Origin of the sequence: Streptomyces sp. NPDC007929 (assembly GCF_042959065.1) — a bacterium.
GTDB lineage: Bacteria > Actinomycetota > Actinomycetes > Streptomycetales > Streptomycetaceae > Streptomyces.
The window spans coordinates 268202-292279 of the sequence record NZ_JBIBKD010000002.1; the positions used below are offsets into that span (position 1 = coordinate 268202).

The 24078-nt window shown below is 70.2% G+C and carries 20 protein-coding genes; 7 read left to right on the forward strand and 13 right to left on the reverse strand.

The features are described 5' to 3' along the window. The first annotated feature begins 77 nt into the window (after nt 1-77). Together ACFZDE_RS06055 and ACFZDE_RS06060 are read left to right on the forward strand one after the other, a co-directional pair. The gene (locus ACFZDE_RS06055) at nt 78-605 is read left to right on the forward strand and encodes a universal stress protein (RefSeq protein ID WP_391003324.1); all 528 of its coding nucleotides are present in this window, start codon (nt 78-80) and stop codon (nt 603-605) included. Nucleotides 606-763: 158 nt separating this feature from the next. Then, nucleotides 764-1324, forward strand: a complete 561-nt coding sequence (locus ACFZDE_RS06060) for a GPR1/FUN34/YaaH family transporter (protein ID WP_391003326.1) — start codon at nt 764-766, stop codon at nt 1322-1324. A 228-nt stretch (nt 1325-1552) separates the two neighbouring features. Here ACFZDE_RS06060 and glmS read toward each other — a convergent pair whose 3' ends face one another. After that, nucleotides 1553-3370, reverse strand: a complete 1818-nt coding sequence (gene glmS, locus ACFZDE_RS06065) for a glutamine--fructose-6-phosphate transaminase (isomerizing) (RefSeq protein ID WP_350703698.1) — start codon at nt 3368-3370, stop codon at nt 1553-1555. Nucleotides 3371-3382: 12 nt separating this feature from the next. Continuing rightward, entirely contained in the window at nt 3383-3640 is a 258-nt protein-coding gene (locus tag ACFZDE_RS06070; protein WP_391003329.1) for a hypothetical protein, read from the reverse strand. A 211-nt stretch (nt 3641-3851) separates the two neighbouring features. On the opposite strand from ACFZDE_RS06070, the gene ACFZDE_RS06075 reads away from it, so the two are divergent. After that, nucleotides 3852-5411, forward strand: coding sequence for a fibronectin type III domain-containing protein (locus ACFZDE_RS06075; protein WP_391197826.1), 1560 nt, complete (start codon nt 3852-3854; stop codon nt 5409-5411). A 23-nt stretch (nt 5412-5434) separates the two neighbouring features. Here the strand turns inward: ACFZDE_RS06075 and ACFZDE_RS06080 are convergent, their stop codons facing one another. Next, nucleotides 5435-6319, reverse strand: a complete 885-nt coding sequence (locus ACFZDE_RS06080; protein ID WP_391197828.1) for a DUF4429 domain-containing protein — start codon at nt 6317-6319, stop codon at nt 5435-5437. Between the two features lie 95 nt (nt 6320-6414). On the opposite strand from ACFZDE_RS06080, the gene ACFZDE_RS06085 reads away from it, so the two are divergent. Continuing rightward, nucleotides 6415-8004 carry a family 20 glycosylhydrolase gene (locus ACFZDE_RS06085; protein ID WP_391197830.1) on the forward strand — a complete coding sequence of 530 codons (1590 nt, stop codon included), beginning with the start codon at nt 6415-6417 and terminating at the stop codon, nt 8002-8004. A 78-nt stretch (nt 8005-8082) separates the two neighbouring features. Here ACFZDE_RS06085 and ACFZDE_RS06090 read toward each other — a convergent pair whose 3' ends face one another. The 10 genes from ACFZDE_RS06090 to ACFZDE_RS06135 all read right to left on the reverse strand — a co-directional run bounded on the left by ACFZDE_RS06090 (nt 8083) and on the right by ACFZDE_RS06135 (nt 21149). Beyond that, nucleotides 8083-9852, reverse strand: coding sequence for an IucA/IucC family protein (locus tag ACFZDE_RS06090; protein WP_391197832.1), 1770 nt, complete (start codon nt 9850-9852; stop codon nt 8083-8085). Next, nucleotides 9849-10394, reverse strand: a complete 546-nt coding sequence (locus ACFZDE_RS06095; protein WP_391197834.1) for a GNAT family N-acetyltransferase — start codon at nt 10392-10394, stop codon at nt 9849-9851. Before ACFZDE_RS06095 ends, ACFZDE_RS06090 begins: the two co-directional genes overlap by 4 nt. Next, nucleotides 10391-11668 (reverse strand): SidA/IucD/PvdA family monooxygenase, encoded by a 1278-nt coding sequence (locus tag ACFZDE_RS06100; protein WP_391197836.1) that lies wholly within the window; start codon nt 11666-11668, stop codon nt 10391-10393. The genes ACFZDE_RS06095 and ACFZDE_RS06100 overlap by 4 nt, the downstream gene beginning before the upstream one ends. After that, entirely contained in the window at nt 11652-13094 is a 1443-nt protein-coding gene (gene desA, locus ACFZDE_RS06105) for a lysine decarboxylase DesA (RefSeq protein WP_391197837.1), read from the reverse strand. The genes ACFZDE_RS06100 and desA overlap by 17 nt, the downstream gene beginning before the upstream one ends. 193 nt (nt 13095-13287) lie before the next feature. After that, complete coding sequence (locus ACFZDE_RS06110; RefSeq protein WP_391003345.1) at nt 13288-14145, reverse strand: SIP domain-containing protein; 858 nt, start codon at nt 14143-14145, stop codon at nt 13288-13290. A gap of 91 nt (nt 14146-14236) precedes the next feature. After that, complete coding sequence (locus ACFZDE_RS06115; protein ID WP_391197840.1) at nt 14237-15280, reverse strand: ABC transporter substrate-binding protein; 1044 nt, start codon at nt 15278-15280, stop codon at nt 14237-14239. A 208-nt stretch (nt 15281-15488) separates the two neighbouring features. Further along, the gene (locus tag ACFZDE_RS06120) at nt 15489-16649 is read right to left on the reverse strand and encodes an acyl-CoA dehydrogenase family protein (RefSeq protein ID WP_391197842.1); all 1161 of its coding nucleotides are present in this window, start codon (nt 16647-16649) and stop codon (nt 15489-15491) included. Between the two features lie 5 nt (nt 16650-16654). Continuing rightward, on the reverse strand, nt 16655-17605 hold the full coding sequence (locus tag ACFZDE_RS06125) for a hydroxymethylglutaryl-CoA lyase (RefSeq protein WP_391197844.1): 951 nt from the start codon (nt 17603-17605) through the stop codon (nt 16655-16657). Next, complete coding sequence (locus ACFZDE_RS06130) at nt 17602-19518, reverse strand: biotin carboxylase N-terminal domain-containing protein (RefSeq protein ID WP_391197847.1); 1917 nt, start codon at nt 19516-19518, stop codon at nt 17602-17604. The genes ACFZDE_RS06125 and ACFZDE_RS06130 overlap by 4 nt, the downstream gene beginning before the upstream one ends. Before the next feature lie 14 nt (nt 19519-19532). Next, a complete protein-coding gene (locus ACFZDE_RS06135) occupies nt 19533-21149 on the reverse strand; it encodes a carboxyl transferase domain-containing protein (protein ID WP_391003355.1) in 1617 nt (538 codons plus the stop codon). Between the two features lie 87 nt (nt 21150-21236). Between ACFZDE_RS06135 and ACFZDE_RS06140 the strand changes: the two genes are divergently transcribed. The 3 genes from ACFZDE_RS06140 (at nt 21237) to ACFZDE_RS06150 (ending at nt 24071) form a co-directional block, all read left to right on the forward strand. Next, the gene (locus tag ACFZDE_RS06140) at nt 21237-21830 is read left to right on the forward strand and encodes a TetR family transcriptional regulator (protein WP_391003357.1); all 594 of its coding nucleotides are present in this window, start codon (nt 21237-21239) and stop codon (nt 21828-21830) included. 165 nt (nt 21831-21995) lie between these two features. Then, nucleotides 21996-23153, forward strand: coding sequence for an acyl-CoA dehydrogenase family protein (locus ACFZDE_RS06145; RefSeq protein ID WP_365252846.1), 1158 nt, complete (start codon nt 21996-21998; stop codon nt 23151-23153). Nucleotides 23154-23189: 36 nt separating this feature from the next. Further along, nucleotides 23190-24071 (forward strand): acyl-CoA thioesterase domain-containing protein, encoded by an 882-nt coding sequence (locus tag ACFZDE_RS06150; RefSeq protein WP_391197849.1) that lies wholly within the window; start codon nt 23190-23192, stop codon nt 24069-24071. Nucleotides 24072-24078 lie beyond the last annotated feature (7 nt).

Genomic DNA, 24078 nt, shown 5'->3' on the forward strand with positions numbered 1-24078 from the left:
GGGAAGACCATTCCCGGACACAGCTCCGCCGCACACTGTTGTCCCTCCCGTATAAGGATCACAACGCCGAGACAGCCATGGCCGGTCACGAATTCTTCGAACCCGCGGACCGCAAGCGGCCCGTCGCCGATCCCACGGCGGCCGAGCCCCTGGCGGCGGAAGAGCCACGCCATTCCTGCGATCCCGCCTTCAAGCACGGGGTCGTCGTCGGCTTCGACGGCTCCACGTCCAGTGAGCGCGCCCTGGCGTACGCGATCGGCATGGCCCATCGCTCCGGATCGGGCCTGATCATCGTGCACGTCGCCAACCGGCTGCCGACCACGGTGTGGGCGGGCTGCGAGCCGCCCGTCTTCGTGGACGTGCCGGACCACCGCACCGAGGTGCTGGGTCTTGAGCTGGCCTGTGCGGACTACCTCTCCGAGGTGCCCTGGATCCTCGTCGAGCGCGGCGGCGACATCTGCCACGAACTCGAAGAGGTCGGCCGGGAGTACGAGGCGGACGCGATCGTTGTCGGCTCCACCCACGGCCTCGTCGGGCGCCTCTTCGGCTCGGTCGCCGGGCGGCTCGCCAAGCGGGCGCAGCGGCCCGTCATCGTCATTCCCTGAGGCTCGCGCGGGAGCGGTCTCCTACGGCAACTCCCTTGTGCACTGCGCGAATCCCCTGTGCGTTCCGTAAAACTACTCGCGCGTAGAGGTGTTTGTGCCCTTGTGAAGGGCATATACGGGGCACCGCACAACTGCACATGCACGAAGGGAGCCCCGCCGTGGACAAAGACGTCTCCGCGGGAAGCGGAATCACGACCGTGGCCGGTCGACTCGCCCTGGGAATCACCCTGTTGGCCTTCGGGCTGGGGCATACCGCTCTGATCGACGGCGTGACGGCGGCCGACGCCGCGTCAATCGCCCAGTACGTGGGCGGCATTGCGCTCTTCGTCGCGGGGCTGGTGGCCCTGCGGGAGGGTGACGCCGCCGGTGGTACGGCGTTCTCGGTACTCGGGGCGCTGTGGTTCACCTGGGCCGTGTCCGACACCGCGTCCGGCAACGCGGCGGGGTTGTTCCTGCTGTTGTTCGCCCTCGTCGCGCTGTCCCTGACGCTCGCGGGCGGGGATCAGCTCGGTCAGGGCGTGTACGGGCTGTTCTTCGTCGCCCTGTTGCTCATGGCGATCGCGAGTTTCGCCGGCAACGACGGGCTCGTGAAGGTGGGCGGCTGGTTCGCCGTCGCGGCGGGGGCGGTGGCCTGGTATGCGGCGACCGCGGCGCTGGCGCACTGGCCCACGGCGATTCCGCGACGCGCTGCGGGCCGGGGCGTGACGGCCACCGGTTAGCTGCGCAGGCTGGGGAGTTGGGCGGCTTCCCGGCGATGAGAACGGACCCCCTGTGCTTTGGTGGCAGCACGTGGGGGTCCGTTTGCGCTCATCGGCCTGTGCGGGATCGTGGGGGCTTGTCGCGCAGTTCCCCGCGCCCCCAAAAAGAGCGCCCACGCGGCGGAGCCGCAGATCGATACGGCCCCGCGCCCCTGAAGCGCCTCCGCGGCGGAGCCGCAGGGTGGGTCTCTACTCCACCGTCACCGACTTTGCCAGGTTCCTCGGCTTGTCGATGTCGCGGCCGAGTGCCAGCGCCGTGTGGTAGGCGAGGAGTTGGAGGGGGATGCCCATCAGGATGGGGTCGAGTTCGTCCTCGTTCTTCGGGACGACGATCGTCTCGTCGGCCTTCTCCTGGGGCTGGTGGGCCACCGCGAGGATCCTGCCGCTGCGGGCCTTGATCTCCTCCATGGCGGCGCGGTTCTTCTCCAGCAGGTCGTCGTCGGGGACGATCGCCACCGTCGGGAGGGCCGGCTCGATCAGGGCCAGCGGGCCGTGCTTGAGCTCCGAGGCGGGGTAGGCCTCGGCGTGGATGTACGAGACCTCCTTGAGCTTCAGGGAGGCCTCGCGGGCCACGGGGTAGCCCCGGACACGGCCGATGAAGAGCATCGAGCGGGCCTCGGCGAACTGCTGGGCCAGCTTCTTGACGTCCTCCTCCTGCTCCATGATCTCGGCGATCTGGGCGGGCAGCTTGCGCAGGCCCTCGATGATCCGCTTGCCGTCCCGGACCGAGAGGTCACGCGTGCGGCCCAGGTGCAGGGCGAGCAGCGCGAAGGCCACCGTGGTGTTGGTGAAGCACTTGGTGGAGACGACGCAGACCTCCGGCCCGGCGTGCACGTAGATGCCGCCGTCCGCCTCGCGGGCGATCGCCGAGCCGACCACGTTCACCACGCCGAGGACGCGGGCGCCCTTGCGCTTGAGCTCCTGCACGGCGGCCAGCACGTCGTAGGTCTCACCGGACTGGGAGACGGCGACGTAGAGGGTGTCGGGGTCGACGACCGCGTTGCGGTAGCGGAACTCCGAGGCGGGCTCGGCGTCGGCGGGGATGCGGGCCAGCTCCTCGATCATCTGGGCGCCGATCATGCCCGCGTGGTACGAGGTGCCGCAGCCGAGGATCTTCACGCGGCGGATCCGCCGGGCCTCGCGGGCGTCCAGGTTCAGGCCGCCCAGGTGCACGGTGGAGAAGCGGTCGTCGATGCGGCCGCGCAGCACGCGGTCCACGGCGTCGGCCTGCTCGTGGATCTCCTTGTGCATGTAGGTGTCGTGGCCGCCCATGTCGTAGGAGGCGGCCTCCCACTCCACGGTGGTGGGCTCGGCCGTGGTACGGGTGCCCTCCGTGGTGTAGGTGCGGAAGTCGTCGGCCTTCAGGGTGGCCATCTCGCCGTCGTCGAGGGTGACGATCTGGCGGGTGTGGGCGACCAGCGCGGCGATGTCCGAGGCGACGAACATCTCCTTCTCGCCGATGCCGAGGACGACGGGGGAGCCGTTGCGGGCGACGACGATCCGGTCGGGGAAGTCGGCGTGCATGACGGCGATGCCGTACGTGCCCTCGACGAGCCGGAGGGTCTCGCGGACCTTGTCCTCCAGCTTGGGCGCCTGCGCGCGGGCGATGAGGTGGGTGAGGACCTCGGTGTCGGTCTCGGAGAGGAACTCGACGCCGTCCGCCTCCAGCTTGCGGCGCAGGTCGGAGGCGTTGTCGATGATGCCGTTGTGCACGACCGCGACCTTGTTGTCGGCCGACATGTGCGGGTGGGCGTTGACGTCGGAGGGGGCGCCGTGGGTGGCCCAGCGGGTGTGGGCGATGCCGGTGGTGCCCTTGAAGCGGGCCGGGACCTTGGCCTCCAGGTCGCGGACGCGGCCCTTGGCCTTGACCATCTTCAGGCCGGACGTCTTCGGGGACGTGACGACGATGCCCGCGGAGTCGTAGCCGCGGTACTCCAGGCGCTGGAGGCCTTCCAGGAGCAGGGGCGCGACGTCACGCTTCCCGATGTAACCGACGATTCCGCACATATATACGTATTCCTAGCCGTAGACGATGCGCCGCAGCTGCCGGAGCGAGAGCTCCGGCGGGGCCACCGCGCGATATTTGAGATCCGCCTCGATCCGCTCGAAGATCGCCGCGTTGACCAGGCCCTGGGCCTGGAGCTCGCGGTGGCGGCGACGGACGTAGTCCTCGGTCGTCTCGTCGAAGTAGGCGAGCACGTCCTGGATCACACGCAGCGCCTCGCCCCGCCCGAGGGCGGTGGACCGCGTCAGATGATCAACGAGTTCGTCGTGCACTCGCTAGATCTTGGGGTACCGGCGACGCTTTCGCAAGAATTCTGCCCGATTTCGGGCAAGCGCCCTCGGTGGACTCCGGGCGGGCCTCCGAGGAGGGCCTTTGGGGGAAACGTTGAACGTGTCATGAGGGCTTGTTCGTGTCGCGTCCACCGGGCGTCCGGCATCCCGTTGCCCGAGGCGTCGATTTTTGGACGCCATGGACACTCCTCGTATGGGCGTACCCGAGCGGTTCGCCGCCCGCATGACCATGGCCGAGCAGTACGAATACCTGCGCGCCAGGTTCTCCCGGCGCACCATGATCCGAGGCGGCGCCGTCACGCTCGGCGCCGTCGCGGGGGGCGCGTTCGTGCCCGGCGCCACCGCCCGGGGCGCGGTCCCGAGCGGCCGCCCCGCACCCGAGACCTTCGACGGCGCCCGGGTGGCACCCTTCGGCCGCCACCTCGCCTACGGCACCGACCCGCGTACCGAGATGACCGTCTCCTGGCAGGTCCCGGTCGCTGTGAAGAAGCCCTTTATCCGGATCGGCGCCCACCCCACGGACCTCTCCCGCAAGATCGACGCCGAGGTCCGCACCCTCTTCACACCGGCCGGTGTCGGCGCGAGCGGCAACCACACCCAGTACTACGTCCACGCCGAGCTGGGCCACCTCAAGCCGGGCCGGACGTACTACTACGGCGTCGGCCACCAGGGCTTCGACCCCGCCGAACCGCACCTGCTGGGCACCCTCGGCACCTTCACCACCGCCCCCGCGCACAAGGCGCCGTTCACCTTCACGGCCTTCGGCGACGAGGGCGTCGGCTACCACGGCCTGGCCAACAACAGCCTGCTCCTCGGCCAGAACCCCGCCTTCCACCTGCACGCCGGCGACATCGCCTACGCCGACCCGTCCGGCTCCGGCCAGACCTCCGACACCGGCTTCGACGCGCGCGTCTGGGACCAGTTCCTCGCCCAGACCGAGTCCGTCGCCAAGTCCGTGCCGTGGATGCCCGCCTACGGCAACCACGACATGGAGGCCTGGTACTCACCCAACGGCTACGGCGGCGAGCAGGCCCGATGGACCCTCCCGGACAACGGCCCCGACAAGAGGAAGCTGCCGGGCGTCTACTCCTTCGTCCACGGCAACACCGCGATCATCGCCCTCGACGCCAACGACATCTCCTTCGAGATCCCCGCCAACCTCGGCATCTCAGGCGGCACCCAGACCACGTGGCTGGAGACGCAGCTCAAGAAGTACCGGGCCTCCCACGACATCGACTTCATCGTCGTGTTCTTCCACCACTGCGCCTACTGCACCTCCACCTCCCACGCCTCCGAGGGCGGGGTCCGGCAGGAGTGGGTGCCGCTGTTCGAGAAGTACACCGTGGACCTGGTCATCAACGGCCACAACCACCAGTACGAGCGCACCGACGTGATCAAGGGGGACAAGGTCGCCAAGAAGCTCCCCATCGGCGGCACGGCCTACCCCGAGACCGACGGCGTGGTCTATGTGACGGCCGGTGCGGCGGGCCGCGGCCTCTACGCGTTCAGCGCCCCACTGTCGTACGAGGGCAACGAGCACGACGTGGAGTCCGTGGCCTCGTTCGTCAACGTCAAGGGCGGCAAGCGGAACGAGACCGTCGCCTGGTCCCGGGTGCGCTACCTCGACTACTCCTTCCTGCGCGTGGACGTCACCCCCGCGCCGAAGGGACGCCTGGCCACGCTCACGGTGCGCGGCATCGCCGAGAGCGGGGACCAGGTCGACCACTTCACCGTCGCCCGCCGGGCGAAGTAGCGCCCCCTCCTGCATCCGGCCTCCTACATCCGCTTGAGCACCGCCTGCTTGGCCAGCGCGAACTCGTCGTCCGTCAGCACGCCCGCGCGGTGCAGCTCCCCGAGCTCGCGCAGGCGGCGCAGCAGGGCGTCGTGGTCGTCCTCGGCGGGCGCGACCGCGTCAGAAGGCAGCTCCGGTCGCGCCCGCGCCTCGGGCGGGGCGGCGGCCCGGGCCGGGTGCGGAAGCCTGGCCTGGACCGCAGCCGCGACCAGCGCCATCAGCGGGTCCTTCTTGAACCCCCACAGCTCCACGGCGTTGGGGTCGTACTTGGGCGGCGCCTTGGTGGCTGCGTTCCGCACGGTGAAGCGCAGATGGCCGTTCTCCAGGCCGGCCGCCGGATGCCACTCCACGGCCGTGATGTCCGCGAGCGCGAGCGAACGGGCACCGGCGGCGGCCTTGGCGTCCTCCGTCTTCCAGTTCCACTCCAGGCGTATGCGCTCGCCGTCGAAACCGGCGGTGCCGTCCCCGGCGGACACCGACAGGGGAACGGAGGGACCCGGCAGCAGATACGTGTCGACCGGCCCGGCCGGGACCTGGTCCAGGAGCAGGGCGTTGCGGACCTCGTCCACGAAGTACTCCGCGACGCCGTAGCGGTCGGACTCCACGATCAGCTGGTACGGGTCGTGGGGCTCGGCGAGCCTGCCGCCGGTGGCGTGCAGGAGAGGGTCGGCGCCGTCGCGCAGCCGGAGCCTGAGCCGCCCCGACTTCTTGCCCTGCTCCAAGGAGATGCCCGCCAACGCCCCCAGCGGGACGTTCAGTTCACCCAGCTCCTTGCGCAGCAGACTGACGTTCTTGTCCCGCCCGGGAGTCAGTCGCAGCGCGTCCCCGTCGAAGGCCCATGTGCCGTCCTTCTGGATGATTTCCGCCATGGTCTGGATTGTTCCACCCGTCTCACGAGAGAGTGGTCCAGACCTCTTGGAGCTCAACGGCTCGTGGAAGGGACACGCTTGTGAGAGATGGCCGTGTGAGACAGCACCGCAGAACGCTCCGCCTGCTCGGTTCCCTGCTCCTGGTCGCGACGGCCGCCTCGGTGACCGGGGCCGCTCCCGCACCGGCGGCGACACCGACCCCCCTCGACCGGGTGATCCCCGCGCCCACCTCGGTCGACCCGGGCGGAACCCCGTACCGGATCACCCGCGGCACCCATATCCGCGTCGACGGATCACGGGAGACCCGCGGCGTCGGCGAGTACCTCGCCAAGATCCTGCGCCCCTCGACCGGCTACCGCCTCCCCGTCACTGCCCAGGGCGCCGGGGGCATCCGGCTGCGCCTGGCCGACGGGCCGTTCGGCGCCGAGGGCTACCGGCTCGACAGCGGCCGCGGCGGCGTCACCATCACCGCCGCCCGCCCCGCCGGGCTCTTCCACGGTGTGCAGACCCTGCGCCAGCTCCTGCCCGCGGCCGTCGAGAAGGACTCCGTCCAGCCCGGCCCCTGGCTGGTCGCCGGCGGCACGATCAAGGACACCCCGCGCTACGGCTGGCGCGGCGCCATGCTCGACGTCTCCCGCCACTTCTTCACCGTCGAGCAGGTCAAGCGGTACGTCGACCAGCTCGCCCTGTACAAGATCAACAAACTGCATCTGCACCTCAGCGACGACCAGGGCTGGCGCATCGCCATCGACTCCTGGCCACGACTGGCGACCTACGGCGGTTCCACGGAGGTCGGCGGCGGGCCCGGTGGCTTCTACACGAAGGCCGACTACAAGGAGATCGTGCGGTACGCCGGCTCCCGCCACCTCGAAGTCGTGCCCGAGATCGACCTGCCCGGCCACACCAACGCGGCGCTGGCCTCGTACGCCGAGCTGAACTGCGACGGCGTGGCGCCGCCGCTCTACACCGGCACCGAGGTCGGCTTCAGCTCCCTGTGCGTCGGCAAGGACATCACGTACGACTTCGTGGACGACGTGATCCGGGAGCTCGCCGCGCTCACGCCCGGCCGCTACCTCCACATCGGGGGCGACGAGGCGCACTCCACCAGCCATGAGGACTACGTGACGTTCATGGACCGGGTGCAGCCGATCGTCGCGAAGTACGGCAAGACGGTGGTCGGCTGGCACCAGTTGACCGGGGCGACCCCGGCGAAGGGGGCTCTGGCGCAGTACTGGGGGCTGGACGGCACCGGTGCCGAGGAGAAGGCGCGGGTGGTGAAGGCCGCGCAGAACGGGACCGGGCTGATCCTGTCTCCGGCGGACCGGGTGTATCTCGACATGAAGTACACCAAGGAGACGCCGCTGGGGCTGTCCTGGGCGGGGTATGTCGAGGTGAAGCGGTCCTACGACTGGGATCCCGGGGCGTATTTGCCGGGAGTGCCGGAGGGCGCGGTGCGGGGGGTCGAGGCGCCGATGTGGTCGGAGACGCTGGAGGAGTCCGGGCAGGTGGAGTTCATGGCGTTTCCGCGGCTGCCGGGTGTTGCCGAGTTGGGGTGGTCGTCGGCGGCTTCCCATGACTGGGAGCGGTACAAGGGGCGGCTTGCTGCGCAGGCCGAGCGGTGGGATGCGCTGGGGATGGAGTGGTATCGGTCGCCGCAGGTTCCGTGGGGGGGCGGGGGGCGGTGATACAGCCCCGCGCCCCTGAAGGCACGATGACGAGCACCCCGGAGGACCGTACTCCGGGGTGCTCGTCTGTCTGGGGGGTCAGAGATCCGCGATCGGATTCCTCAGGTTGCCCACCAGCTGGAGGGCGCCCGACGGGTCCGACAGGTCGACCATCTGGGCGTTGTCGCGGAGTTGGAGGCGGTTGAGGCAGGAGAGGGCGAACTCGGGGGCGAACATGTCGTACTGCTTGAACTTGTCGGCGAGTTCGGGCTTCGACTCCTGGTAGGCGCGGGTGACGTCCGCGACCGTGTGCCAGAAGTCGTTCTCCTCCAGGATTCCCTCCGTGGCGAGGTTCGCCGCGAGGAAGCGGAAGAAGCAGTCGAAGACGTCCGTGAAGATCGACAGGAGCTTCTTGTCCTCCGGGACCTCCACGCGCAGTCGCTCGACCGTCGGCGGCAGCACCGCGTCGGGGTCCATGACCGCGATCTCCTCGGCGATGTCCTTGTAGATCGCGCGCTGCACGACCCCGTCCTTCAGCACCAGGATGACGTTCTCGCCGTGCGGCATGAAGACGAGGTCGTAGGCGTAGAAGCTGTGCAGGAGGGGCGTGTAGTAGGCCTGGAGGTAGCGGCGCAGCCACTGCGTGGGGGTGAGGCCCGACCGCTCGATCAGGGCGCCCGCGACCGACGCGCCCTCGTGGTCGACATGGACCAGGGACGCCATGGTCGCCAGGGACTCGCCCTCCTTCAGGGACGGCACCGGGCTCTCCCGCCACAGCGCGGCGAGCATCTTGCGGTACGGCGAGTAGCGGTCCGTGGCCCGCTCGTACTCCAGGTGCCGGTAGCCGACCGCCGCGCGCTCCCGGATGATCGACAGGCCCGTCGACCTCAGCACCGGGTCGCCCTCGATGAGCTGGGCCAGCCAGTCGTTGATCGCCGGGGTGGCCTCCATGTACGCCGCCGACAGGCCGCGCATGAAGCCCATGTTGATGACCGACAGGGCGGTCTTGACGTAGTGCTTCTCGGGGCTGGTCCTGTTGAAGAAGGTCCGGATGGACTGCTGGGCGAGGTACTCGTCGTCGCCTTCGCCCACGCACACCAGGTGCCCCCGGGCGACCTCGGCGGCGAAGGTGACGCTGAGCTTGTTCCACCACTGCCAGGGGTGGACCGGGATCAGCAGGTAGTCGCCGGGGTCCAGGTCCCGCTCGCGCAGGACGCCGTGGAAGCGGTCGACGGTCTCCGTGCCCAGTTCCTCGCGCAGGAACGACTCGTACTCGATGCCGACCCCGGCCGTGAACGCCGCACGCGAGCGATGGGCGGCCAGCCAGACGAGGCGGACCGGGTTCGCGGTCTCCGGCGCGTACGACAGGTACTCGTGGATGCCGAAGCCGAGCCGGCCGTTGTTGGCGACGAAGCAGGGGTGGCCCTCGGTCATGCCGGTCTCGATGGCCTGGAAGTCGCCGCGTGCCAGCTCGGCCGCCGTGGTCCTCGGCTTGGTGAGCTTGTAGCAGGTGCCGGAGAGGGTGGAGGAGATCTCCTCCAGGTAGACCGGCAGGATGTCGTCGCTCAGGCCCAGGGACTTCTGGAGCTCGATGAAGAAGTCCAGTGCGGCGAGGGGGAGTTCGGTGCCGTCCCGGTGACGGGTGATCGAGGCGGCGTCGACCTGCCAGTGGTCCAGGGCGCGGCGGGTCGCCGAGAAGCGGTAGCTCGTCAGGCCGTCGTCGGAGCGGACGACCCAGCCGTCGCCGTCCCGCTCGGGCGTGATCAGCCGCTCGTGCGCGAACTCGGCGAGCGCTTTGCGGACCAGCAGGCGGCCCGCCTGGTCCCAGCGCTCGGGGGACAGGTGGGCCACGGCGTCGGACAGGGTCATATCGCCACTCCTCGGGCAGCCAGGTACTGCGCGCGCGTGCAGAAGCTGAGCAGCGCGCGCTTCTCCGGCTTGTCGATCTCGCGCTCGGCCACGAAGCCCACGGCCTCGTTGAGCGCATGTACTGCCTTGTTGCGCACGTCGGGCTCCACCACGACCCGGCGGGTGCGCGGGTCGGCGAACAGCTCGTCCATCACGGCGGTGATGACGGCCCTGGTGAAGCCGTGGATCGGCCGGTCGGTCGGCGCGACCAGGAAGTGCATGCCGACGTCGCCGGGCTCCGGGTCGTACAGCCCTTCCAGCTCGACGTACCGGGGGTCGTACCTCTCCATCAGGAACGCCGGGCGGCCCTCGTGCAGGCCGAGGTAGGCGTCGTGGTGCTCGTGCGCGGCGATCCGCATGTACTCGCGCTCCACGTCCTGGAGTTTCGCGTCCTGCATCATCCAGTAGGCCGCCTTGGGGTGGGTGACCCAGGAGTGCAGCAGCTCGGCGTCCCCGAGGGGGTCGAGCGGGCGGACGGTGAGGGTTCCGATGCCGGCGCTCATACGGCGAACTCCTGGAACGCGATGGTCTTCTCGACCGGGTAGTACTCGCTGCCGAGCAGTTCGCGGATGATGTACGCGTTCCGGTAGGGGCCCATGCCGAGGTCCGGGCTGGTGATGCTGTGCGTGTGGACACCGGCGTTCTGCAGGAAGATCCCCCGGCCGGTGACGTCGATCGCGTAGTTGCGGGCGACGTCGAAGTTGCCGTGGGAGTCGTAGACCAGGCGGTCCTTGACGGGGGCCAGGAACTCGGGCTCCGCGTACTTGTACCCGGTCGCCAGAATCAGACCCTGCGAGTCCAGCTCGAAGTCCTTGCCCTGCTCCTCCTGGCGGAAGCCGAGGGTGTACGTGCCGTTGTCGTACCGCGCGCTGTGCAGCGCGGAGTTGGTGAGCAGCCGGGTGGGGACCGGGCCGCCGAGGTTCTTCTGGTAGAGCAGGTCGAAGATCTCGTTGATGAGGTCGCCGTCGATGCCCTTGAACAGGCCCTTCTGCTCGGCCGTGAGGCGGTAGCGGGTCGCCTCGGGCAGCTCGCGGAAGTAGTCGACGTACTCGGGGGACGTCATCTCCAGCGTGAGCTTGGTGTACTCCAGCGGGAAGAAGCGCGGGGAGCGGGTGACCCAGTTCAGCCGGTAGCCGTGGACGTCGATCTCGCTGAGCAGGTCGTAGTAGATCTCGGCGGCGGACTGGCCCGAGCCGACCAGGGTGATCGAGTCCTTCTTCTGCAACTCCGCCTTGCTCTCCAGGTAGCGGGAGTTGTGGATGAAGTCGCCGCCCAGGCCCTGGCAGGCCTCGGGTATGTGGGGCGGGGTGCCGGTGCCGAGGACCAGGTGACGGGCCCGGTAGGTGACCCCGGCGGTGGTCCGTACGACGTACAGCTCGTCCTCGTACGTCACCTCGGCGACCGTCGTGCCGAAGCGGATGCTGCTCAGTTTGCCCGCGGCCCAGCGGCAGTAGTCGTCGTACTCGACGCGCAGCGGGTAGAAGTTCTCGCGGATGTAGAACGAGTAGAGGCGGCCCTTCTCCTTCAGGTAGTTCAGGAAGGAGTACGGGGAGGTCGGGTCGGCGAGGGTGACCAGGTCCGACATGAACGGCGTCTGGAGGTGGGCGCCGTCCAGGAACATGCCCGCGTGCCACTCGAAGTCGGGCTTCGACTCCAGGAAGACGCCGTCGAGTGCGTCGATCGGCTCGGTCAGGCAGGCCAGACCGAGGTTGAAGGGGCCGAGCCCGATCCCCACGAAGTCTCGGGTTCTGGTCGGGTTGTCAGGACGCGCGGTCAAGGGACTCTCCCAGGTACTGCTCGGCGTGGCCGGCGATCAGATCGAGGACGGCGGCGATGTCGGACGCCCGCGTCTCGGGGTTGAGCAGGGTGAACTTCAGGTAGTGGCGGCCGCCGACCTTGGTGCCCGCGACGATGGCGTCACCGGAGGCGAACAGGGCCTTGCGGGCGTAGAGGTTGGCGCGGTCGATCTCGGCGGGGTCGGTGACGGCCGCCGGGATGTAGCGGAAGACCAGGGTGGACAGGCTCGGCTCGACGACGACGTCGAAGCGCGGGTCGGCGGCGATCAGCCTCCAGCCCTGACGGGCCAGCTCGCACACCTCGTCGAAGAGCTGCCCGATACCGTCGGCGCCCATGGTCCGCAGGGTCATCCACAGCTTGAGCGCGTCGAAGCGGCGGGTGGTCTGCAGCGACTTGTCCACCTGGTTGGGGATGCGCTCCTCCACCATGCGGCGCGGGTTGAGGTACTCGGCGTGATAGGTGGCGTGGCGCAGTGTCGCCGCGTCCCGGACCAGCACGGCCGAGGAACTGACCGGCTGGAAGAAGGACTTGTGGTAGTCGACGGTGACGGAGTCGGCGCGCTCGATGCCGTTGATGCGGTCCCGGTGCTTCAGGGAGGCGAGCAGGCCGCAGCCGTAGGCGGCGTCGACGTGCATCCAGGTGCCGAACTGCTCGCACAGCTCGGCGATCTCGGGCAGCGGGTCGATGGAGCCGAAGTCGGTGGTGCCCGCGGTGGCGACGACGGCCATGGGGACGAGGCCGGCTTCCTTGCAGCGCTCCAGCTCGCGGGCGAGGGCGACGGTCTGCATGCGCTTGTCGTGGTCGACGGGGACCGAGACCACGGCGTCCTGGCCGAGCCCGAGCAGCTTCGCGGACTTCTTCACGCTGAAGTGGCTGACCTCGGAGGCGAAGACGCGCAGCTTGGCGAGGTCGTCGCTCTTGGCCTCCTCGCGCGCCAGCAGCAGGGCCTGGAGGTTGGACTGGGTGCCGCCGGAGGTGAACACGCCGTCGGCGGCCGGGCCGAGGCCGATGCGGGCGGTGGTCCAGTCGATCAGTTTCCGCTCTATGAGGGTGCCACCGGCCGACTGGTCCCAGGTGTCCAGGGAGGAGTTGACGGCGGACAGGACGGCCTCGCCGAGCACGGCCGGGATGACGACCGGGCAGTTGAGGTGGGCCAGGTAGCGGGGGTGGTGGAAGTAGATGGCGTCCCGGAGGTAGACGTCCTCCAGTTCGTCGAGCACCGCGCCGGTGTCGTGCAGCGGCTGGTCGAGGTCGATCCCGTCGATGCGCGGGGCGAGCGCGTCGACGGTGATGCCGGTGAACGGCCGGTCGGTGGCGGCGAGTTTGGCGGCCACCCGCTCGACTCCTTCGGTCACGGAGCGGCGGTACTGCTCCGCGGTGGTGTCGTTGAGCAGGTGCGAGCGCATGTGGGGGTCCTCCGGTTGGGACGGTCCGGTGTGGGACGGGATGGGCGGGTCTCCGGCGTCCAGAACTTAGGTAAGCCTAACCTAACTTGATCGAGGGGGGAGAAGGGCCTGCCGTGACAGTGGTCACTCGTGTCACTTCCAAGCCGGGCAGGTGCGGTCGGGCCGCTTCCGCTCAGCACTGGGGGATGTGCGGCTACGCCGCCTCCGCCCGCAGTTGCTCCTCGCTCACGCCGTGCCGCCAGTAGCCGACGAACGTCACCCTGCGGCGGTCGAGCCCGCGTTCACGCACGAAGTGCCGGCGCAGCTCCTTGACGCACCCGGACTCGCCGGCGATCCAGACGTACGGCCGCTCGGCCGCGGGGAGGCGGGCGGCACGGAGGGCGTCGAGGGCCATGGGGGACCCCTCGGTGTCCCGCTCGTCGCGGACCAGCCAGGTGATCTCGGCGTCGGCCTCGGTCGCCAGGTCCTGGATGTCGCCGGCGTGCGGGACCTCCAGCCAGACCCGGGCGCGGGTGCCGGCGGGCAGCGCCTCGACGATGGCCGAGGCGGCCGGTACGGCGGTCTCGTCGCCCCAGACGACGACGAGGTCGGTGTCCTCGGGCGGCCGGAACCGGATCGCCCGGTTGTCGGCGACGGCCGGCCCCAGCAGCAGGACCCGGTCACCGGCGGCGGCCCGGGCGGCCCAGCGGGAAGCGGGACCGGCCTGGACCGCGGCGCCCGGCTCGATGCCGTGCAGGGCGAAGTCGATGTCGATCTCGTCCGGGTCGCGGCGCAGGGCGCGCAGGGAGTACGACCGCATCACGGCCCGTACGTCGTCCGGGAGTTCACGCCAGCCCTGCCACCAGCTGTCGCCGAGTTCGAGCGGGACGACCGGCTCGGGCTGCCCGGGGTGCGGCAGGAACAGCGACAGGGACTGGTCCCGCCCGTCGGAGTGGAAGGCGTGCAGATCGGGTCCCCCGAAGGTGACCCGGACCAGAGACGGCCCGAGCCGCCTCGTCCGCACGACCTGGAGGGAGAAGAAGCGGAACGGGGCGGCTACGGCGGTGGTCACGTACGGCTCCTGGACGTCAGGAAGGGGACGGGGTCAGGCCCTGGGCGGTTCGAGCCGGGGTGGCGCAGACCCCGGCCGGGCCCCGGGCGGGTCAGGCGACCTTCTTGGCCGACTCGATGGCCTTCGCGAGGTTCTCCACCAGCGGCGTGCACTTGTCGTACGACAGGATCGGCTCGGGGGAACGCGAGATGACCTGACCGGCCTTGACCGCGGGGAGCTTCTTCCAGGTCGCCTCGGTGATGTCGGCCGGCTGGATGGTCGAGGCGCGGTCGTCCATCATGATGACGTCCGCCGGGTACTTGTCGACGTTCTCCCAGCTGAGGTTCTCGAACCAGCCGCCGTTGGCCTCCATGGCCTTCTTCGGGGGCTCGACGAAGTTCACGCCGAGGGCCTTGAAGTACTCCAGGTCGATGGAGAAGTTGGAGCCGGAGACGTAGAAGATGGAGTCCGAGGCGGAACCGGCCAGCACCTTGATCTCGGGGCGGGACTTGGCGGCCTTGCGCAGCCGCTCGGAGGCGGCCTCGAAGCGCTTCTTCGCCTCGACGACCTTCGCGGCCTTCAGGTCGGCGCCGAGCGACTCGGCGAGTTCGGCCATGCGCTGCAGCGGCTTCGGCATCTGACGGTCGAACACCGAGATCGCGACGCTCGGGGCGAGCTTGGCGATCTTGTCCTTGGACGCCAGCGGGACGTACCAGAGGCTGCCGGCGGCGTCGAAGGTGGTGGTGATGAGCACCTCGGGCTGGAAGGCCGCGTACTGCTCGACGTTGAACTGGTCGAACCGGTTGCCGAAGATCGTCAGCTTGCTGACGTCCATGTCGCCGGCCTGGACGTCGGCCTTGCCGTCCTTGGTCTTGGTCGGGCCGAAGACGCCCTTGACCTCGATGCCGTAGTCGTACAGGGCGGCGGCGACACCGGTGAACGCGACGATCTTCGTGGGCACGTGGTCCAGGCTCACGGTCTTGCCGCGGTCGTCCTTGAAGGACCAGGGGCCGGACTTGGTGGCGCCCTTCGCGTCCGAGCCGCCGTCCTTGGCGTCCTCACTGCCACAGGCGGTCACGAGGGCGCCGAGCCCGAGAGCACCACCGGCGGCGAGAAGGCCGCGGCGGGAGTAACGGGCGGTTCTGGCGTTCGACATGACGGGATCTGCTTTCGTGCGTACGGAGCCACTGCGGGCACGGCTGACAGCCGCTTGGCTGGAACGAGGCTTAGGTTAGCCTAACCTGAGATCTTGTCCAGGGGGTCGGGGGGTGTGTGCCCGGGAGCGGGCGTGGAGATGCGAACGGGCGCAGTGATCCGAGTCACTGCGCCCGTCGGCTCGGGACCTGGGTCCCCGGTTCCGTCGCTCAGCCCACCAGCCCCAACTCCCGCGCGATCAGCATGCGCTGCACCTCGCTGGTGCCCTCGCCGATTTCGAGGATCTTGGAGTCTCGCCACATGCGGGCGACCGGGTATTCGTTCATGAAGCCGTAGCCGCCGTGGATCTGGGTCGCCTCTCGGGCGTTGTCCACCGCGACCGTGGAGGAGTGGAGCTTGGCCAGGGCCGCCTCCTTCTTGAAGGAGGCGCCGGTGACCAGGCGGGCCGCTGCGTCACGCCAGGCGAGGCGGGCCGTGTGGGCCTTCATCTCCATGTCCGCGATCTTGAACTGGATGGCCTGGTTGGCGCCGATCGGCTTGCCGAAGGCGTGGCGTTCCTTCGCGTACTTGACCGATTCGTCCACGCAGCCCTGCGCCAGGCCCGTCGCCAGGGCCGCGATCGCGATGCGGCCCTCGTCGAGGATGCGCAGGAACTGGGCGTAGCCGCGGCCCTCGTCGCCCAGGAGGTTGGCCGCCGGGACGCGGACGTCCGTGAAGGACAGCTCGCGGGTGTCCGAGGCGTTCCAGCCGACCTTGGAGTAGGGGGCCGCGACCGTGAAGCCGGGGGTGCCCGAGGGGACGATGATCGAGGAGATCTGCGGCTTGCCGTCGGGCTTGCGGCCCGTGACCGCGGTGACCGTCACCAGGCCCGTGATGTCCGTGCCCGAGTTGGTGATGAAGCACTTCGTGCCGTTGATGACCCATTCGTTCGTGGACGAGTCAAGGCGGGCCGTCGTTCGGGTCGCGCCCGCGTCGCTGCCGCCGTCCGGCTCCGTCAGGCCGAACGCGCCCAGGATCTCGCCCGAGCACAGACGGGGGAGCCACTCCCGCTTCTGCGCCTCGGTGCCGTAGAGGTGGATCGGCATCGCGCCGAGGGAGACGCCGGCCTCCAGGGTGATCGCCACCGAGGAGTCGACCCGCGCCAGTTCCTCCAGGGCCACGCCGAGGGCCAGGTAGTCGCCGCCCATGCCGCCGTACTCCTCGGGGAACGGCAGGCCGAACAGGCCCATGCGGCCCATCTCCCGGACGATCTCGTACGGGAACTCGTGCCGCTCGTAGAAGTCGCCGATCTTCGGCGCCACCACCTCGTGCGCGAACTCCTCGACCGTACGGCGGAGTTCCTCCAGCTCGGGGGAGAGACGGTAGTCCATGGTGATCAGTGCTCCTCGGTGTCCTCGTGGGACAGGGCTCGGACGGTGCGGGACGGGCTGGGTCGGCCCAGGTGGGTGGCCATCCACGTGCTCGTGGCGACGAGGCGGCCGAGGTCGATTCCGGTGTCGATGCCGAGGCCCCGCAGCATCCACACCAGGTCTTCGGTGGCGAGGTTGCCCGTGGCCGACTTCGCGTACGGGCAGCCGCCCAGACCGCCCGCCGAGGCGTCGACCGTGGTGACGCCCTGCTGGAGCGCCGCGAGGGTGTTGGCGAGGGCCTGGCCGTAGGTGTCGTGGAAGTGGACGCCGAGGGCGGTGGGCGGGACTCCTGCCTCGTCCAGGGCGGCGAGGAGCGCGACCACATGGCCCGGGGTGGCCACGCCGATCGTGTCGCCCAGGCTCAGCTCGTCGCAGCCCATGTCCAGCAGGGCCCGGCAGACCTTCACCACCTGGGGGACGGGGACCGCGCCCTCCCACGGGTCGCCGAAGCACATGGAGAGGTAGCCGCGGACATGGACGTCGGCGGCCTTCGCGCGGGCCACCACCGGCTCGAACATCGCCAGCGCCTCGTCCACCGTGCGGTTGAGGTTGGCCTTGGCGAAGGACTCCGTCGCGCTGGCGAAGACCGCGACCCGCCGGGCGCCCAGCGCCAGGGCGCGGTCCAGGCCCCGTTCGTTCGGGACCAGGACCGGGAGCGCGACGGGCAGGTCGGCGACCATCGGGAACAGCTGCTCCGCGTCCGCCAGTTGGGGGACCCACTTGGGGTGGACGAAGCTCGTCGCCTCGATCGTCGTGAGGCCCGCGTCGGCCAGGCGGCGGATGAACTCCGCCTTGACCTCGGTCGGGACCGTCGCCTTCTCGTTCTGCAGGCCGTCGCGCGCGCCGACCTCGTGGATGCGGACGCGGGTGGGCAGGTCACTGCTGGGGACGGCCATCGGGAGCCCTGGGACTGTCATTCCGCCGCCTCCTCATGCGGTGCGATGACCGCCAGCACCTGATCCATGGCGACCGTGCTGCCCGGTGCCACGTCGAGCTCGGTGACCTGGCCCGCGTGCGGGGCGGAGATGACGTGCTCCATCTTCATCGCCTCCACCACCAGCAGGCTCTGACCGGCGCTCACCTCGTCGCCGACGGCGACCTTCACCACCGTCACCGTGCCCGGCATGGGGGCGGTGAGCGAATCGGCGCCCGCGTGCGCCGACAGGGTCAGGGACGCGGCCACCGGGTCGTGGTCGCGCACGTGCCAGGCGTCGCCGTCGCGGCCGAGCCAGTCGGCGGCGCGGTGGAAGGTGTGGCGGACGCCGTCCAGCGTGACGGAGACCCGGTCGCCGGCGACCGTGGCCGTGCCGCGCGGGGTGTACTCCAGGGGCTCCTGCACCCGCAGGGGGAAGACCGGCGGCTTCGGTACGCCGCCCAGGCGCCAGCCGCTCGGCACCGAGAAGGGGTCCGTCCAGCCGCCCGGCTCCGGCTTCAGGGCCTCCAGGCGTACGGCCGCCGCCGCCTCGTACACCTCCTCCGGTACGTCCGTGGGGATCAGCCCCTCGACCTCGCGCTCTACCAGGCCCGTGTCCATGTCGCCGGAGACGACCGCCGGGTGGGCGAGGAGGCGGCGCAGGAACCCGGCGTTCGTCTGCACGCCGAGCGTGACCGTCTCCGCCAGGGCCGCCCGGAGTTTGCGCAGGGCACTCGCGCGGTCGGGGCCGTACGCGATGACCTTGGAGAGCATCGGGTCGTAGAGGCTGCCGACCTCCGTGCCCTCGGTGAGGCCCGAGTCGGTGCGCACCCCGTCGCCCTGCGGCTCGCGCAGCTTCAGCACGGTGCCGCCGGAGGGGAGGAAGCCGCGGGCCGGGTCCTCGGCGCAGACGCGGGCCTCCACGGCGTGACCGGTCAGGCGTACGTCCTCCTGGGCGAAACCGAGAGGCTCCCCGGCCGCCACCCGCAGCTGCCACTCGACCAGGTCCAGGCCCGTGATCAGCTCCGTGACCGGGTGCTCCACCTGGAGGCGGGTGTTCATCTCCATGAAGTAGTACGACGACGGGTCGTTGCCGGGGACGATGAACTCCACCGTGCCCGCGCCCCGGTAGCCGCAGGAGCGGGCCGCCTGGACCGCCGCCTCGCCCATCGCGGAACGCGTCTCCTCGTCGAGGAGGACGCTCGGCGCCTCCTCGATGATCTTCTGGTGACGGCGCTGGAGGGAGCACTCGCGCTCCCCGAGGTGGACCACGTTGCCGTGGCCGTCCGCCAGGACCTGGATCTCGATGTGGCGGGGGCGGTCGATCCAGCGCTCCACGAGGAGCGTGTCGTCGCCGAAGGAGGCGCGGGCCTCGCGGCGGGCCGAGGCGATCTCCTCCTCAAGCCGGGTCAGGTCCCGCACCAGGCGCATGCCCTTGCCGCCGCCGCCCGCGCTGGGCTTCAGCAGCACGGGCGCGCCCAGCGCGCGGGCCGCCTCGGCGAGCTCCGGGTCCCGCCCGCCGGGCACGACCGGAACCCCGGCCTCCTGGACCGTCTCCTTGGCGCGGATCTTGTCGCCCATCAGCGCGATCGCGTCCGCCGGGGGGCCGATGAAGACCAGGCCGGCCTCGGCGCAGGCCCGCGCGAAGGCGGCGTTCTCGGCGAGGAAGCCGTAGCCCGGGTGGACGGCCTGCGCGCCCGTGCGGGCGGCGGCCTCCAGCAGGCGCTCCACCGAGAGGTAGCTCTCGGAGGCGGACGGCGGGCCGATGCGCACCGCCGTGTCGGCCTCGCGGACATGCCGGGCGTCGGCGTCCGCGTCGGAGAAGACGGCCACCGAGCGCACGCCCAGCGAACGCAGCGTACGGATCACCCGTACGGCGATCTCGCCGCGGTTGGCCACCAGTACTGTCTCGAACATCGTCGTCCGTCCCCTCACATCCGGAAGACGCCGAACTGGGGGTCACCCAGGGGCGCGTTGGCGCACGCGGTCAGGGCCAGGCCCAGGACCTGACGGGTGTCCAGCGGGTCGATCACACCGTCGTCCCACAGGCGGGCCGAGGCGTAGTAGGCGTTGCCCTGGCGCTCGTACTGGGCGCGGATCGGGGCCTTGAAGGCGTCCTCCTCCTCGGCCGGCCAGGTCTCGCCGCGGCCCTCCAGCTGGTCCCGCTTGACGGTCGCGAGGACCGAGGCGGCCTGCTCGCCGCCCATCACCGAGATCTTGGCGTTCGGCCACATCCACAGGAAGCGGGGGGAGTACGCCCTGCCGCACATCGAGTAGTTGCCCGCGCCGTACGAGCCGCCGACCACCACCGTCAGCTTCGGTACGCGCGTGCAGGCCACCGCCGTGACCATCTTGGCGCCGTGCTTGGCGATGCCGCCCGCCTCGTAGTCCTTGCCGACCATGAAGCCCGAGATGTTCTGCAGGAAGACCAGGGGGATGCCGCGCTGGTCGCACAGCTCGATGAAGTGGGCGCCCTTCTGGGCGGACTCGGAGAACAGGATGCCGTTGTTGGCGACGATGCCCACCGGGTGGCCGTGGATCCGGGCGAAGCCGGTGACCAGGGTCTGGCCGAACTCGGACTTGAACTCGGCGAAGCGGGAGCCGTCGACGACCCGGGCGATGATCTCGCGCACGTCGTAGGGGGTGCGGGAGTCGACGGGGACGGCGCCGTAGAGGCCCTGCGGGTCGACCTTGGGTTCCGTCGCCTCCTGGACCTGCCAGGGGAGCGGTCCTCGGGAGGGGAGCGTGGAGACGATGGTGCGGACGATGCGCAGCGCGTGCGCGTCGTTCTCCGCGAGGTGGTCGGTGACGCCCGAGGTGCGGGAGTGGACCTCGCCGCCGCCGAGCTCCTCCGCCGTGACGACCTCGCCGGTGGCCGCCTTCACCAGGGGCGGGCCGCCCAGGAAGATGGTGCCCTGGTCGCGGACGATCACCGCCTCGTCGCTCATCGCCGGGACGTACGCCCCGCCGGCCGTGCACGAGCCGAGGACGGCGGCGATCTGGGGGATGCCGGCGCCGGACATGCGGGCCTGGTTGTAGAAGATGCGGCCGAAGTGGTCGCGGTCCGGGAAGACCTCGTCCTGCATGGGGAGGAAGGCGCCGCCCGAGTCCACCAGGTAGACGCAGGGGAGGCGGTTGTCGAGGGCGACCTCCTGGGCGCGGAGGTGCTTCTTGACCGTCATCGGGTAGTACGTGCCGCCCTTGACCGTGGCGTCGTTGGCGATGACCACCGTCTCGCGGCCGCTGACCCGGCCGATGCCGGCGATGACGCCGGCGGCCGGGGCCTGCCCCTCGTACATCCCGTCGGCCGCGAGCGGGGCCAGCTCCAGGAAGGGCGAGCCCGGGTCGAGGAGGGTGTCCACGCGGTCGCGGGGGAGCAGCTTGCCGCGGGCCGTGTGGCGGGCGCGGGCCCTCTCGCCGCCGCCCTGTGCGGCCGCGGCGAGCTTGGTGCGCAGCTCCTCGACGAGGGCGTGGTGCGCCTCCTCGTTGGCCCGAAAGGCCTCCGACGCGGGGTCTGCCGCGCTCGTGAGCTCCGGTGCCTCGTGCATCCTGCGGGTCCCCTCACCTTGTTAATGAGCGTTAACGCATTTCCTTCAGGTTAACGACCGCTAACCTCCCTGTCTAGAATTGATTTCATGGCCACCAGAACCGACGCCCCCACCCGGCGTGAGCAGATCCTCAAGGAGGCCGCCCGGCTGTTCGCCGAGCGGGGGTTCCATGGGGTCGGAGTCGACGAGATAGGCGCCGCGGTCGGGATCAGCGGGCCCGGGCTGTACCGGCACTTCGCGGGCAAGGACGCGATGCTCGCGGAGCTGCTGGTGGGGATCAGCGGGCAGTTGCTGACCGGGGCGAAGCGGAGGCTGGCGGAGGCGGACGGGGGTGGGGCGGAGGCGGTCCTCGACTCGCTGATCGAGGGGCACATCGACTTCGCGCTCGACGACCGGCCTCTGATCACCCTGCACGACCGTGAGCTGGATCGCCTCCGGGACACCGACCGGAAGATGGTGCGGCAGTTGCAGCGGCAGTATGTGGAGCTGTGGGTGGGGGTGGTGCGGGAGGTGTACGAGGGGTTGGGGGAACCGGCGGCTCGGTCCGCTGTGCACTCGGTGTTCGGGTTGCTGAACTCGACGCCGCATCTGGGAAGGGCGGGGTCGCTGCCCGGGCGGGGGGCTACGGCGGAGTTGCTGCACCGCATGGCCCGGGGGGCGTTCGCGGCGGCGGCGGATTAGGGGCCTTCGCCCAACCATCCGCCCGGAGCTGTCGGCCAGGAGGTCGGCTCGCCTGGGGGTGGCGTGACGAGCGTTACCCCCTCTCCACCCTGGACGGCCCTCGATACCCGCCGGTATCTTGGGCTGAGCAAGCGCTTAGACATGCGAAGTCGTGGAGGTGGCGGCGTGCGCCGTACGGTGTTCAACGAGGATCACGAGGCGTTCCGGGAGACCATCCGCGCCTTCATCGAGGCCGAGGTCGTACCCGTGTACGACGAGTGGTTTGCCGCCGGTCAGGCGCCCCGCGACTTCTACTACAAGCTCGGTGAGCTGGGCATCTTCGGCATCAACGTGCCCGAGGAGTTCGGCGGCGCGGGCCTGGACAGCCACAAGTTCGAGGCCGTGCTGTACGAGGAGACCGCTCGCGCGGGCGTCGCGTTCGGCGGCTCCGGCGTGCACGTGCTGCTCGCCCTGCCCTACCTCAAGATGCTCGCCACCGACGAGCAGAAGAAGCGGTTCCTGCCGAAGTTCGTCTCCGGCGAGGAGATGTGGGCCATCGCCATGACGGAGCCGGGCACCGGTTCCGACCTCGCGGGCATGAAGTCCACCGCCAAGCTGAGCGAGGACGGCACGCACTACGTCCTCAACGGCGCCAAGACCTTCATCACCGGCGGCGTGCACGCCGACCGCATGATCGTCTGCGCCCGCACCTCCGCGCCGACCGCCGAGGACCGCCGCCACGGCATCTCCCTGTTCGCCGTCGACACCAAGTCCGAGGGCTACTCCGTCGGCCGCAAGCTCGACAAGCTCGGCCTGAAGACCTCCGACACCGCCGAGCTGGCGTTCGTCGACGTCAAGGTGCCCGTCGAGGACCTGCTCGGCGAGGAGAACAAGGGCTTCTACTACCTCGGCCACAACCTGGCCTCCGAGCGCTGGGGCATCGCCTTCGGCGCCTACGCCCAGGCCAAGGCCGCCGTGCGGTTCGCCAAGCAGTACGTCCAGGACCGCACCGTCTTCGGCAAGACCGTCGCGTCCTTCCAGAACACCAAGTTCGAGCTGGCCGCCTGCCAGGCCGAGGTGGACGCCGCCGAGGCCGTCGCCGACCGCGCGACCGAGGCCCTGGACGCCGGTGAGCTCACCCCCGCCGAGGCCGCCAGCGCCAAGCTGTTCTGCACCGAGGTCGCCCACCGCGTCATCGACCGCTGCCTCCAGCTGCACGGCGGCTACGGCTTCATGAACGAGTACCCGATCGCCCGCCTGTACGCGGACAACCGCGTCAACCGCATCTACGGCGGCACGAGCGAGATCATGAAGTCCATCATCGCCAAGAACATGGGCCTGTAAGGCCCCCGGCAACCACTGGCATATACAACTGACTTCATGAGCCAGGCACTCCAGGATCTCCTCGATCTGCTCGACCTGGAGCAGATCGAGGAGAACATCTTCCGCGGCCAGTCCCGGTCCGCCGTCGTCCCCCGGGTCTTCGGCGGCCAGGTCGCGGCCCAGGCGCTGGTCGCCGCCGGGCGTACCGTCCCGGCGGACCGGCCGCCCCACTCGCTCCACGCGTACTTCCTGCGCATGGGCGACCCCGGCGCGCCCATCGTCTACGACGTCGAGCGCATCCGCGACGGCCGGTCCTTCACCACCCGGCGCGTGGTGGCGGTCCAGCACGGCCGGCCGATCTTCTCGCTGTCCGCGTCCTTCCAGGAGCACGAGGAGGGCATGGACCACCAGGCGCCCATGCCGCCCGCCCCGGACCCGGCCGCCCTGCCCACCTCGCAGGACCGGTTCCGCGGCTACGACCACCTCGACCCCAAGGTCGTCGAGCACTTCCTCGCCGCCCGTGAGGCCATCGACCTGCGCTATGTCGAGGAGCCGCCCTACGGGCAGTACGGGGAGCCGCGCGAGCCGCACTCCCAGGTGTGGTTCCGCACCAACGGCAAGCTCGACGGGCCGCTCGACAGTGCCCTGCTGCACATCGTCCTCGCCACCTACGTCTCCGACATGACCCTGCTCGACTCGGTCCTGCTCGCGCACGGGCGCGGCGGCTGGGCCGTCGGGGACGTCGTGGGGGCGTCGCTGGATCACGCGATGTGGTTCCACCGGCCGTTCCGCGCCGACGAATGGCTGCTGTACGACCAGGAGTCGCCCTCGGCGTCCGGCGGCCGCGGCCTCGGCCAGGCCCGCATCTACACCCAGGACGGCCGGCTCGCCGTGTCGGTCATCCAGGAGGGCGTCGTCCGCGTCCCGCGCGCGGACTGAGCCCGGC